Annotated in this window: 11 protein-coding genes; 8 read left to right on the plus strand and 3 right to left on the minus strand. The window is 64.2% G+C overall.

The features are described 5' to 3' along the window. The first annotated feature begins 45 nt into the window (after positions 1 to 45). Entirely contained in the window at positions 46 to 1,371 is a 1,326-nt protein-coding gene (gene glcF, locus EOA79_RS07485; protein WP_095825784.1) for a glycolate oxidase subunit GlcF, read from the plus strand. Here glcF and EOA79_RS07490 read toward each other — a convergent pair whose 3' ends face one another. Both EOA79_RS07490 and EOA79_RS07495 read right to left on the minus strand, forming a co-directional pair. Further along, positions 1,372 to 2,292: a bifunctional 5,10-methylenetetrahydrofolate dehydrogenase/5,10-methenyltetrahydrofolate cyclohydrolase gene (locus EOA79_RS07490; protein ID WP_095801078.1), complete on the minus strand. Its 921-nt coding sequence runs from the start codon at positions 2,290 to 2,292 to the stop codon at positions 1,372 to 1,374. It abuts the gene before it with no gap. A 340-nt stretch (positions 2,293 to 2,632) separates the two neighbouring features. Beyond that, a complete protein-coding gene (locus EOA79_RS07495; protein ID WP_095825782.1) occupies positions 2,633 to 3,373 on the minus strand; it encodes a L,D-transpeptidase in 741 nt (246 codons plus the stop codon). Between the two features lie 217 nt (positions 3,374 to 3,590). Here EOA79_RS07495 and EOA79_RS07500 point away from each other — a divergent pair, with 217 nt between their 5' ends. Then, positions 3,591 to 4,229, plus strand: a complete 639-nt coding sequence (locus EOA79_RS07500; RefSeq protein WP_095825781.1) for a DNA-3-methyladenine glycosylase I — start codon at positions 3,591 to 3,593, stop codon at positions 4,227 to 4,229. A 126-nt stretch (positions 4,230 to 4,355) separates the two neighbouring features. Here the strand turns inward: EOA79_RS07500 and EOA79_RS07505 are convergent, their stop codons facing one another. Beyond that, positions 4,356 to 4,592: a hypothetical protein gene (locus EOA79_RS07505; protein ID WP_066989234.1), complete on the minus strand. Its 237-nt coding sequence runs from the start codon at positions 4,590 to 4,592 to the stop codon at positions 4,356 to 4,358. A gap of 229 nt (positions 4,593 to 4,821) precedes the next feature. On the opposite strand from EOA79_RS07505, the gene hisS reads away from it, so the two are divergent. From hisS to EOA79_RS07535, 6 genes are all read left to right on the plus strand, one after another. Further along, positions 4,822 to 6,324, plus strand: a complete 1,503-nt coding sequence (hisS, locus tag EOA79_RS07510) for a histidine--tRNA ligase (RefSeq protein ID WP_095825780.1) — start codon at positions 4,822 to 4,824, stop codon at positions 6,322 to 6,324. A gap of 174 nt (positions 6,325 to 6,498) precedes the next feature. Next, positions 6,499 to 7,620 carry an ATP phosphoribosyltransferase regulatory subunit gene (locus EOA79_RS07515; RefSeq protein WP_066989230.1) on the plus strand — a complete coding sequence of 374 codons (1,122 nt, stop codon included), beginning with the start codon at positions 6,499 to 6,501 and terminating at the stop codon, positions 7,618 to 7,620. Then, positions 7,617 to 8,315, plus strand: coding sequence for an ATP phosphoribosyltransferase (hisG, locus tag EOA79_RS07520; protein ID WP_095825779.1), 699 nt, complete (start codon positions 7,617 to 7,619; stop codon positions 8,313 to 8,315). Before EOA79_RS07515 ends, hisG begins: the two co-directional genes overlap by 4 nt. 70 nt (positions 8,316 to 8,385) lie before the next feature. Further along, positions 8,386 to 10,152, plus strand: coding sequence for an AMP-binding protein (locus EOA79_RS07525; protein ID WP_095825778.1), 1,767 nt, complete (start codon positions 8,386 to 8,388; stop codon positions 10,150 to 10,152). An 80-nt stretch (positions 10,153 to 10,232) separates the two neighbouring features. Next, positions 10,233 to 10,847, plus strand: coding sequence for a poly-gamma-glutamate hydrolase family protein (locus EOA79_RS07530; protein ID WP_127325202.1), 615 nt, complete (start codon positions 10,233 to 10,235; stop codon positions 10,845 to 10,847). Between the two features lie 291 nt (positions 10,848 to 11,138). Then, positions 11,139 to 12,040, plus strand: a 902-nt coding sequence (locus EOA79_RS07535) for an ionic transporter (RefSeq protein ID WP_245489844.1), incomplete at its 3' end; no start/stop codon positions are given.

Below are 12,040 nucleotides of genomic sequence, written 5' to 3' on the forward strand. Positions count from 1 at the left end.
CCGGTTTGCGGAAAAGATCATGCTTAGACGATAAGGACATTTTTCGTGCAGACCAATTTTTCAGCCGCGCAGCTCGCTGACCCGCATGTCGCGGAATCGGAGAAGATCCTGCGCAAATGCGTGCATTGCGGCTTCTGCACCGCGACTTGCCCGACCTATGTAACGCTCGGCAACGAGTTGGATTCGCCGCGCGGCCGCATCTATCTCATCAAGGATATGCTGGAGAACGGCCGGCCGGCGGACAAGGAGATCGTCACCCATATCGACCGCTGCCTCTCCTGCCTTGCCTGCATGACGACATGTCCGTCAGGCGTGAATTACATGCATCTGGTCGATCATGCCCGCGCCCACATCGAGCAGACCTACAGACGGCCGCTGCTCGACCGGCTGACCCGCGCCATGCTGGCTTTCGTGCTGCCCTATCCGGGCCGCTTCCGCGCCGCACTGAAGCTCGCCCGGCTCGGCCGGCCATTGATCGGCCTGTTGGAAAAGCTGCCGACCCTGAAGCCGGTCGCCGCCATGCTAGAGCTTGCGCCGTCGTCGATCCCGCCGGCATCACGGATGGCTACGCCCGCCGTGCATGGCGGGCAGGGCACGAAACGCGGCCGCGTCGCCATCCTCACCGGCTGCGCCCAGTCGGTGCTCGATCCCGCCATCAACGAGGCGGCCGTCTCTTTGCTGACGCGGCTCGGCGTCGAGGTCGTGGTGCCGGAAGGCGAGGGCTGCTGCGGCGCGCTGGTGCATCACCTGGGCCGCGAGGATCAGGCTCTTGCGTCGGCTAGGCAAAATGTCGACGCCTGGATGCGCGCAATAGACCAGGGCGGGCTCGACGCCATCATCATCACCGCGTCCGGCTGCGGCACCACCATCAAGGATTACGGCTTCATGCTGCGTCTCGATCCGGCCGATGCGGAAAAGGCGGCTCGTGTCTCGGCGCTGGCTAAGGACATCACCGAATATCTCGCTGCCCTCGACCTGCCCGAGCCGGTGCGCAAGCCGGGCACGATCGTCGCCTATCATTCCGCCTGCTCGATGCAGCACGGCCAGAAGATTACCCGTCAGCCGAAGGAGCTTTTGGCCAAGGCGGGCTTCGTCGTGCGCGAGCCGCGCGAGGGGCATCTCTGCTGCGGCTCGGCCGGCACCTACAACATCCTGCAGCCCGACATTTCGGCCAAGCTGCGCAACCGCAAGGTGAAAAATATCGAGGCGACCGGCGCCGAAATCGTTGCCACCGGCAATATAGGCTGCATCACGCAGATCGCGTCCGCGGCGAAGCTGCCGGTGGTGCACACGATAAAATTGCTCGACTGGGCCTATGGCGGCCCGAAGCCCGATGGCGTTTCCGAGAACAGCCTGGGTGGCGCGGAATAGCTACTCAGCCGCCAGCTGGTCCGCCACACCGTAGGTCGCGCGGTAGAGCGCGCGCTGACGGCTGAGCGCCACCATGGTGTTGCGCAGCAGGATCGCCACCGTCAGCGGGCCGACGCCGCCCGGCACCGGCGTGATCCAGGAGGCGACCTCCTTGACGCTCTCGGTGTCGACATCGCCGACGATGCGGCTCTCGCCGTCCGGGCCGATTTCCGAATTGATGCCGATGTCGATGACGCAGGCGCCGGGCTTCACCATCTCGGCTTTGATCAGTCGCGGCCTGCCGACGGCGACGAACAGCGCGTCCGCGCGCCGCGCATGCGCGGCCACCGAGCGCGTCATGTGATGGCACACCGTCACCGTCGCGCCCTCGCTCATCAGCAGGAAGGCGATCGGCTTGCCGACGATCTCGGAATGGCCGACCACCACCACCTCGAGCCCCTTGAGGTCCAGGCGGGTCTCCTTGAGAAGCTCGACCGATGCGGCCGCCGTGCAGGGCGCGAGATCGAGCTGGTTGTAGACGATGTTGCCGATCGAGGCCGGATGCATGCCCTCGACGTCCTTCAGCGGGTGCACCGCCGCCTGCAGCGTCTTGATCGGGATATGCGCCGGCACCGGCCGCTGGATGATGATACCGGTGACGCGCGGATCGGCGTTGAGGCCGTGAATGGCGGCTTCCAGCTCGCCCGCCGTGATGTCGGCGGCAAAGCGCCGTTCCTCGAAGCCGATGCCGGCAAGCCCGGCCTTGGCGCGCTGGTTGCGCACATAGACGTCGACCGCGTCGGTGTCGCCGACGGTGATCGAGACCAGCTTCGGCGGGAAGCCTTCCGCTGTGGCGATGGCCGCTTCCTCGCGTACCGAAGCGATGATGCGCTGGGCGACCGGACCGCCCCTGAGATAGCGGCTGTCGTCGGACCGGGTCATAGGTGGAAACCTCTGCCTTCTGGAGCAACTCCAGAAGGGCGGTTTTCCGTCCGGAATTGCGTAAAACCAAGATTGTGCGCTGCAATAGCAGAGGTGGGCTGGGAAATCAGCCCCGAATGCGAAACATGCTGCTTCCGGGGCGACCCGTTGACGGGCTTGAAACGAAAAGGGCAGCGCGGTCTCCCGTGCTGCCCTTCGTGACTGACCGTATCCCCACACGGCCCGTCCCCCGTTAGCTCGATGCCAGTCTAAGCATGTCTCGCCAAACCGCGCTATGGCTTGGGGGCAACAGCAACCGCCAAAACTGCTCAGCGCCGCCTAACCGGCTGATTCGCAGTTACTATATCACCTCGACGGTTGTTCCGACATTGACGCGCTCGTAAAGGTCGACCACATCCTCGTTGCGCATGCGGATGCAGCCGGAGGACACCGCGCCCCCGATCGTCCAGGGCTGGTTGGTGCCGTGGATGCGGTATTCCGTGGTGCCGAGATAGAGTGCGCGCGCGCCGAGCGGGTTCTCGATGCCGCCGGCCAGATAGGTCGGCAGGTAGCGACCCTTGGCCGCCTCGCGGGCGATCATTGCCGCCGGCGGGCGCCAGTCCGGCCACACTTTCTTGTCGGTGATCTTGTGCGTGCCCGACCATTCGAAACCGGGCTTGCCGGTGCCGACACCGTAACGGCGCGCCTTGCCGTCCTTCTCGACAAGATAAAGGAAGTTCTGGTGGGTATCGATGACGATCGTGCCCGGCCTCTGCGGCCCGTCATAGGCGACTTCCTGAGGCAGGTAGATCGGGTTGATCTGTGGCCGCATCACCATGCGCTTGGCAGGCTGCCGCACGGCTGCGGTGCGCCGCTGGTCGGGCTGCGCCTGGAAAAGCCGCCGCAGCGGCTGCTGGGTCGCCTGGCGGCTCGGGCGCACGATCCCTGGCGCATGGCCGAGCTGCAGCACCCAAGGCGCTGAAAGGTCGGGGCTCACCATCACGGGCGGCCTGTCGGCATAACGGTCATTGGCGAAAGAGGTCGTCGCGCCGGCGGCAAGCACCGCGGCTGCGCCGAGCACGAAAGTGAACGCTGTCTTCATCGGAACGCACCTTGATCGTCGAACTCGTCCGAGGCAGGGGGAAAAGGCCTCGGCGTGGCGATCCTTGGCGCTGAGCGGCAAGCAAAACATGAATCGAAATGCGTAAAATGCCGACTTGTCAGTAAACTTTGTGGTGTGGTTACCGGCCGGTTCAGGAATCTGGTAAAGCCACCGTAAAACCGACGCTTTGGCGCATTAACGGACGGATTTCCCGACAATGGAACAAGAACATGCCGGCCTGCTCGACGGCCCCGACGGTATCACGCGCTGCTTCTGGCACGGCAATCTGCCGGACTATCTGCACTATCACGACCATGAATGGGGCCGGCCCGTAGCGGACGATCGCCGGCTCTTCGAAAAGATCTGCCTCGAAGGCTTCCAGTCCGGTCTCTCCTGGCTGACCATCCTGCGCAAGCGGGAGAATTTCCGCGAGGCCTTCGCCAATTTCGACTTCGACAGGGTGGCGGCGCTCACCGACAAGGATGTCGAGCGTCTGCTCGGCAATGTCGGCATCATCCGCCATCGCGGCAAGATCGTCTCGACCATCAACAACGCTAGGCGCGCCCGTGAAATGGCCGATGAATTCGGCTCGCTGGCCGCCTGGTTCTGGAAGTTCGAGCCGGGGCCTGACGAGCGGCCGAGGGTCGTCGACCTTGCGCATCTGCGCGCCAATCCGACGACGGCGGTCTCGGTCCGGATCTCGAAGGACCTGAAGAAGCGCGGCTGGAGCTTCGTCGGCCCGACCACCGTCTACGCCTTCATGCAGGCGATGGGCTTGGTCAACGACCATCTCGAAGGCTGTGTCTGCCGGGCAGAGGTGGAGGCCGAGCGGCAGAGGTTCAGGAGACCGAAATAGCGTCACCTCTACCTGCCCCTTATGGCCCCCTTGTGGGCAGGTCGCGCCGAAGGCGCGGGTCGGGTCGCAAAACCGAGCTCATCGCCTCCGACGCTACGCGTCCGCACATTGTGAGGTGGGGGAAGATCAGAGGCTGCCGGCGCTTGTCAGAAACAGCCCGGCGATGATGGCCGCCACGGCCGCAAAGGCCGGGTAGATCACCAGCAGTCCGGTCACCAGCGCGTCGCGCACCGTCGGCTTGTGGGCTTCCGCCACGACCTCGAACGGCCCTGCGGGCTGCTGTGCTGGCTTGGGGGTGGCGCTGCCGGCCGGCCGGAGCTTGGCAACCGGCTTGCTCTCGATGATGTCTTCCGTGGTCGTCATGGCCCGAACCCTTATTTCGGCGCGCTTTATGGTCCTTGATTGTGTCGGCAGCATGCCGCGCTGGTGACGCAATTGTTTCGTTCTTGGCGCCGTTTTGTTTCGAAGGCGCGGCCTTTCCTTCTCGGCACAAAGGAGGGGGACGGCGCCAACCCTTGCCGCCCAAGGCGGTATCGTCTAGGACACGCCCGCTCGAAATAAGTCAGCGTTCACATAGCGAAAAGACCCATCCATGGCCGACAAATCGGAAAAGACGAAAGCGCGCCTGCCGCGCGGTTTTGCCGACCGCAGCGCCGAAGACATCCGCGCCGTCGAGAAGATGATGGCGACCATCCGGTCGGTCTATGAGCTTTACGGCTTCGAGCCGGTCGACCAGCCGATGATCGAATACACGGATGCTTTGGGCAAATTCCTGCCCGACCAGGACCGGCCGAACGAAGGCGTCTTCTCGTTCCAGGACGATGACGACCAGTGGCTGTCGCTGCGCTACGACCTGACGGCGCCGACGGCGCGTTTCGTCGCCGAGAATTACGACCGCCTGCCGAAACCCTATCGCAGCTACCGGTCCGGCTGGGTGTTCCGCAACGAGAAGCCGGGCCCCGGCCGCTTCCGCCAGTTCATGCAGTTCGACGCCGACACCATCGGTACGCCGGGCGTCGCCGCCGACGCCGAAATGGCGATGATGATGGCCGACGTGATGGAGGCGCTTGGCATCAAGCGCGGCGACTACGTCATCCGCGTCAACAACCGCAAGGTGCTGGACGGTGTGCTGGAGGCGATTGGGCTTGGCGGTGAGGAGAATGCCGGGCGCAGGCTGACGGTGCTGCGCGCCATCGACAAGCTGGACAAGCTCGGGCCGGAAGGCGTGAGGCTGCTGCTTGGCCCGGGACGATGGGATGGCGGCAAGGAAGGCGAAGGCGATTTCGCAAAGGGCGCGGGGCTGAATGACGCGCAGGCCGAAGCGGTTCTTCTCGCAACGGCAAGGAAGGGACAGGCTGGCCAGGATTCCACCGTCGGTGCCAACCCTGTGTATCAGGAAGGCGTCGGCGAACTTGCAACGATTGAAGCTCTGGTCAGGGCTGCAGGATATGGGGAGGACCGCGTTGCGATGGACCGCTCCGTCGTGCGCGGCCTCGAATATTACACCGGCCCGGTCTTCGAGGCCGAGCTGCTGGCCGAGATCCCCAACGAGGACGGCCAGATCGTGCGCTTCGGCTCGGTCGGCGGCGGCGGCCGCTATGACGGGCTGGTCTCGCGTTTCCGCGGCGAGCCGGTACCGGCGACCGGCTTCTCGATCGGCGTCTCGCGGCTAATGACGGCGCTGAAGAACCTCGGCAAGCTCGACACTTCCGACGTCATTGCGCCGGTCGTCGTCCTGGTCATGGATAAGGATACGGAAAGCCTCGGCCGCTACCAGAAGATGGTCGCCGATCTGCGCGCCGCCGGCATTCGCTCGGAAATGTATCTCGGCGGCGCCGGTATGAAGGCGCAGCTGAAATATGCCGACCGTCGCGGCAGCCCGATCGCCGTCATCCAGGGCGGCGACGAGCGCGTCAAGGGCGAGGTGCAGATCAAGGACCTGATCGAAGGCGCGCGCCTGTCGGCCGAGATCACCGATAACGCGGAATGGCGCGCCGCGCGCCCGGCGCAGGTGACGGTAGCGGAGAGCGAGCTGCTCTCCGAGGTGAAGAAGATCCTGGCAGCGCAGGCCGAGGAGCGGGCACGTGGCAAGTAGGGCGCCAACCTCTCCTTCTCCCTTTGTGGGAGAAGGTGGCCGAGCGAAGCTCGGTCGGATGAGGGGTGTTCCAGGGAGCGCCGGCGTCTCATTCCTTCCAGCACCCCTCATCCGTCTTGGCGCTGCGCGCCAATCCACCTTCTCCCACAAGGGGAGAAGGGGAGGTGGTGCTTTATGACTTCCCGCTATCCCGCCATCGCCGCCGACGTCGCAAAACTCTTCGCTGCCCGGGACACCCACGCGGTCGAGGTGGCCGTGCTGCAGCCGGCCGATCCGTTCCTCGACATGGCGGGCGAAGACCTGCGCCGCCGCATCTTCCTGACCGAGAGCGAGACCGGCAAGACGCTCTGCCTCAGGCCCGAATTCACCATTCCGGTCTGCCTCGACCACATCGCCAGCCAGGCCGGCACGCCGCGGCGCTATTCCTATCTCGGCGAGGTGTTCCGACAGCGCCGCGAGGGCGGCAACGAGTTCTTCCAGGCCGGCATCGAGGATCTCGGCGATCGTGATACCGCCGCCGCTGACGCGCGCTCGCTGGCCGACGCGCACGCGCTGCTCTCGCTGGTGCTGCCCAGCGTGCCGCTCGCCATCACGCTCGGCGACCAGACCTTGTTCGAGGCGGTGCTGGCCGCGCTCGGCCTGCCGCGTGGCTGGCGCATGCGCCTCGCCCGCGCCTTCGGCTCGGCGTCGATGCTGGAAGCGGCCCTTGCCGACCTCGCCAATCCGCCGCGCAACAGCCAGCTGTCGGGTCCGGTGGCCTTGCTGGTGCTCGACAGCGATACCGACGGCCTCGCCGCTTATATCGCCGCCGGCATGGAAGAGGCCGGGCTGTCGGCCTCCTCGGGCCGCGCCCCGGCCGACATCGCGCGGCGGCTGATCGAGAAGGCGCAACTGCGCAGCGTGCGGCTGTCCGACGAGGCGTTCTCGGCGTTGAAAGGATTTCTCGAGATCGACGTCGCGCTGGGCGGAGCAACTGAGGCGCTGGAAAAATTCGCCGCCGCTGCCGGCCTGTCCCTTGGCGCGGCGCTCGAAAATTTCGCGGCCCGCGCCGAGGCGATCGCGGCGCATGGCCTGCCGGTCGAAAAGATCCGCTATGACGCCGCCTTCGGCCGTCCGCTCGATTACTATACCGGTCTCGTCTTCGAGATTGCTGCCCAGGGTGGCGACCGTCCGCTGGTGGGCGGCGGTCGTTACGATCGGCTGCTGACGCTGCTCGGCGCGAAGAAGCCTATCCCCGGCGTCGGCTTCTCGGTGTGGCTCGACCGCATCGAAGCATTACGGGAGCCCACGCGATGATCACGCTGGCGATCCCATCCAAGGGCCGTCTCAAGGAGCAGTCGCTTGAAGTCCTGGCCAAGGCCGGACTGGCGGTCACTCTGCCCGAGGACGACCGCAAATACCGCGCCCGTATCGACGGCCTCGACAATGTCGAGGTGGCCTTCCTCTCGGCGTCCGAGATCGCCGGCGAGATCGGCCAGGGCGCGGTCGATCTCGGCATCACCGGCGAGGATCTGCTGCGCGAAAACCTCGCGGGCTGGGAAGCGCGCGCCGAGATCGTCGCCCGTCTCGGCTTCGGTCATGCCGATGTCGTCGTGGCGGTGCCGGATATCTGGCTCGACGTCGCTACCATGGCCGATCTCGACGATGTCGCCGCCGATTTCCGCCAGCGTCATGGCCGGCGGCTCAGGATCGCTACCAAATACTGGCGGCTGACGCAGCAGTTCTTTTCGCTGAAGCACGGCATCCAGGTCTACCGCATCGTCGAAAGCCTCGGCGCCACCGAAGGCGCACCGGCGGCCGGCCTTGCCGACGTCATCGTCGACATCACCACCACCGGCTCGACGCTGCGCGCCAACCATCTCAAGGTGCTGGGCGATGGAATAATCCTGAAGTCGCAAGCCTGTCTCGTTGCTTCCAGGAAGGTCCGCGACGCGGCCGATGAGGCACAGTTGCGTGGCATCGCCACGAAGATGGCTGCGCTGGTCGCTTAACCCATACCTTCGGCGGGTTTCCACCGTCCCGGCAGGCTGATAGGCTGGCTCATCCCGGGAGGTGACGGCGATGGCGATCAAACTCGACGAGCTCATGAACGCCACCAATCTGCGCGGGCGCGGAACGCATGGCACCTTCATTGCTCCGATGGACGGCAGGGCGCATGTCTCGGGCGACCGTTCGACGCCGTTGCTCGACAAAACCATTCCGGAACTGTTCTCCGATACGGTGAGCAGATACGCCACGCTCGATGCCGCCGTCTTCGTCGGCCAAGACAAGCGCTTCACCTGGAGCGAGCTGTCGGATGCGGTCGACGCGCTGGCCGCCGGCTTCCTGGCGCTCGGCCTGGAGAAGGGCGATCGCGTCGGCATCTGGTCGCCCAACCGCTGGGAATGGCTGGTGACGCAGTTCGCCACCGCGCGCATCGGCCTGATCCTGGTCAACATCAACCCGGCCTACCGGCTCAGCGAGCTGGAATATGCGCTCAACAAGGTCGGTTGCAAGGCGCTGGTCACGGCGGTCAGCTTCAAGACCTCCGACTATCTCGGCATGATCGAGACGCTGGCGCCGGAGATCGCCAAGGCCGAGCCCGGCAAGCTCGAGGCAGAGAAGCTGCCATCGCTGAAGATCGTCATCCGCATGGGCGAGGACAACTCGCCCGGCATGTTCAATTTCGGCGATGTGCTCGCAATGGCCGGACGCGACGAGCATGACAGCCTCGATCGCATCTCCGAAAGCCTGAGGCCCGGCGACGCCATCAACATTCAGTTCACCAGCGGAACGACGGGCGCGCCGAAGGGCGCGACACTCACCCATTCGAACATCGTCAACAACGGCAGCTTCGTCACCTCGGCGATCAAGCTCACCGTCGACGACCGGCTCTGCATCCCTGTGCCGCTCTATCATTGCTTCGGCATGTCGATGGGCACGATGGGCTGCGTCACCAAAGGCGCCACGATGGTCTTCCCGGGCGAAGGTTTTGACGCGGGCGCGACGCTCAGAGCCGTCGCGCAGGAACGTTGCACCGGCCTTTATGGCGTGCCGACCATGTTCGTCGCCATGCTCGATCATGCCGATTTCTCTAGCTTCGACCTCTCCAGCCTGCGCACCGGCATCATGGCCGGCTCGCCATGCCCGATAGAGGTGATGAAGAAGGTGGTTTCGCTGATGCATATGGCGCAAGTGACCATTGCCTATGGCATGACCGAGACCAGTCCGGTTTCTTTCCAGAGCAGCGTCGACGACCCGCTGGAAAAACGCGTCTCCACGGTCGGCCGCATCCATCCGCATGTCGAGGTCAAGGCGATCGGCGCCGATGGCGCCACCGTCCCGGTCGGCGAGCCGGGCGAGCTCTGCACACGCGGCTATTCGGTGATGAAGGGCTATTGGGACGACGCGGAAAAAACCCGCGAGGCGATCGACGCTGACGGCTGGATGCACGCCGGCGACCTCGCGACGATCGACGCGGAGGGCTATTGCAACATTGTCGGCCGGGTGAAGGACATGGTCATCCGCGGTGGCGAGAACGTCTATCCGCGCGAGGTCGAGGAATTCCTCTACCGCCACCCCAAGATCAAGGAAGTGCAGGTCTTCGGCATTCCCGACGACAAATATGGCGAGGAGATCTGCGCCTGGATCGTGCTGAAGCCCGGCCAGATCGCCACCGCTGAGGAGATCAAGGCCTTCTGCAGCGGCCAGATCGCGCATTACAAGGTGCCGCGCTACATCCGCTTCCGCACCGAGCTGCCGATGACAGTGACCGGCAAGCCGCAGAAATTTCTGATGCGCGAGGCAATGGTGGAGGAACTGGGGCTGGTGGCGCAGAAGACGGCGTGAAGCGGGATTGATCCGGAAATATTCAGCCTTTGCAAAACGCGCTCGAAGCGCAACTGCCGACCACGCGTTTGGATGGGATTATGGACAACGAGTTCCCAAATTTCGCGGCGCTGAAGGCCGCCAAAACTGAAAACGTGGACTATCGCATCGTCGTGCGGCGTGGCGCTCGAACCGGCAATGCGATCGTCCTCGCGCCGCACGGTGGGAAGATCGAGCCCCGCACCTCCCTGATTGCCGAGACGGTGGCAGGGAGCGATCTGGATCTGTATTGCTTTGAAGGACTGATGCCGCAAAACAATCGCGAGTTGCACATAACGTCAAATAACTTTGACGAGGAATCCGCGCTCGACTTGGTGCGGGCGAAGTCGATTGTCGTCGCTATCCACGGTCGCCAGGATCGGGACGATCCCTCGACAATCTATATGGGCGGCAAGGATGCCGCGCTGATTACAGAGATAGTTCGGCGCCTCCAGGAAGCCGGCTTCAACACCAAAAGGGACAACCATATTTTTCCAGGCATCGGCGATTTGAACATCGTCAATCGTGGATTGACCGGCAAAGGAGCGCAGCTGGAGATACCCTTCTCCCTGCGCCAGCGGCTGGGGAACGAGCCGGAACTTTTGGGAAAATTCTGCACGGCGGTTCGCAAGGCGATTGACACCGTCGATGCCAGAAGCTGTTCGATCGTGTCCTAAAGCCGCCTCACCCAGACCGGCAAGGGGAGTACGCCACGCACGCGTGAAGTCCTAGCACGGGTGCTTTGTGGATGGTCGTTTCGGTGCGCTGGAACAGCCGGCGCCGCAACTCCTCGCGCATCCTCGGCAGCAGCGGGTCGGCTTTCTGCAAAGAAGTCGAACGCCGGGTGATCGGTCCGTCCACTTCGCAATGATGTCGGCTGGGGTGCTTCCCACAGGCTTTTCCGCTAAATTCGCGGAAACGCAGGGGCTTCAATGACTGGTTTCGCGCGGTCGGTGACTTCCTACACGATGCCATTGGCCGCCCTGGTGACGGCTGTCGCGGTCAGAGCCAGCGGCCTTTCGGTGGACGAAGGTTCGCTGAACATCAGGATTGTCGTTGGAGCGCTTTCGAGTGCGATCATGTTCATCACAATTTTCGTGGTGCTCGACCACGCCGAGGCAGTGGCCCGGCGCGTGGGGGAGCCGTACGGGACGTTGGTGCTGACCTTTGCCGTGACGGCAATCGAAGTGTCGATCATCGTTTCCATGATGCTGCATGGAGAGAACAACCCGACATTGGCGCGCGAGTCCGTCTTCTCGACGGTGATGATTATCTCTACCGGCGTCGTCGGTACGTGTCTCACGCTTGGCGGCTGGCGTCATCGCAAGCAGGCAATCGTTCGGCAAGGGACCAGCGCGTATCTCGCGGTTCTGATCGCGCTGACTGTCATGACGCTTGTCCTGCCGACCTACACCCAGACGACGGATCCAGGCACGTTTTCGGCGGGCCAGCTTGGTTTTGTGAGCGTCCTTTCAGTGCTGCTCTATGCAAGCTTCGTGTTCGCCCAGACCGTTCGGCACCGGGACGACTTCGTCCAGGAACAGGCGCACGACGTTTCGATGCGAACTGCCCTTCACGAAAGCCTTTCTGTCGGCGTTCTGCTGCTGGTGAGCGGGCTGATCGGCATCGTCATGCTGGCCGAGCAGGTCGCCGCCGGTGTCGAGGACACGCTCGTTGCCTACCAGGTGACCCAGGCCGACAGTATCGTGGGAGCGATGATCGCCGGGCTGGTTTTGATGCCGGAGGCCATTTCGGCGGTTCGCGCCTCGCTCAACAATGAGCTGCAGCGCGGCCTCAACGTTGCGATGGGTTCGGCCTGCGCCACCATCGGTCTGACGATACCGGCGGTGGCGGCCGCCAGCCTGCTGAC

Origin of the sequence: Mesorhizobium sp. M1A.F.Ca.IN.020.03.2.1 (genome assembly GCF_004023205.1) — a bacterium.
In the GTDB taxonomy this organism is placed as follows: Bacteria; Pseudomonadota; Alphaproteobacteria; order Rhizobiales; family Rhizobiaceae; genus Mesorhizobium.

Bases quoted from the DNA above. Each gene is read 5' to 3' on its own strand.
- EOA79_RS07490 (WP_095801078.1), bottom strand. From the start codon at position 2,292: ATGACCCGGTCCGACGACAGCCGCTATCTCAGGGGCGGTCCGGTCGCC.
- EOA79_RS07495 (WP_095825782.1), bottom strand. From the start codon at position 3,373: ATGAAGACAGCGTTCACTTTCGTGCTCGGCGCAGCCGCGGTGCTTGCC.
- EOA79_RS07500 (WP_095825781.1), top strand. From the start codon at position 3,591: ATGGAACAAGAACATGCCGGCCTGCTCGACGGCCCCGACGGTATCACG.
- EOA79_RS07505 (WP_066989234.1), bottom strand. From the start codon at position 4,592: ATGACGACCACGGAAGACATCATCGAGAGCAAGCCGGTTGCCAAGCTC.
- hisS (WP_095825780.1), top strand. From the start codon at position 4,822: ATGGCCGACAAATCGGAAAAGACGAAAGCGCGCCTGCCGCGCGGTTTT.
- EOA79_RS07515 (WP_066989230.1), top strand. From the start codon at position 6,499: ATGACTTCCCGCTATCCCGCCATCGCCGCCGACGTCGCAAAACTCTTC.
- hisG (WP_095825779.1), top strand. From the start codon at position 7,617: ATGATCACGCTGGCGATCCCATCCAAGGGCCGTCTCAAGGAGCAGTCG.
- EOA79_RS07525 (WP_095825778.1), top strand. From the start codon at position 8,386: ATGGCGATCAAACTCGACGAGCTCATGAACGCCACCAATCTGCGCGGG.
- EOA79_RS07530 (WP_127325202.1), top strand. From the start codon at position 10,233: ATGGACAACGAGTTCCCAAATTTCGCGGCGCTGAAGGCCGCCAAAACT.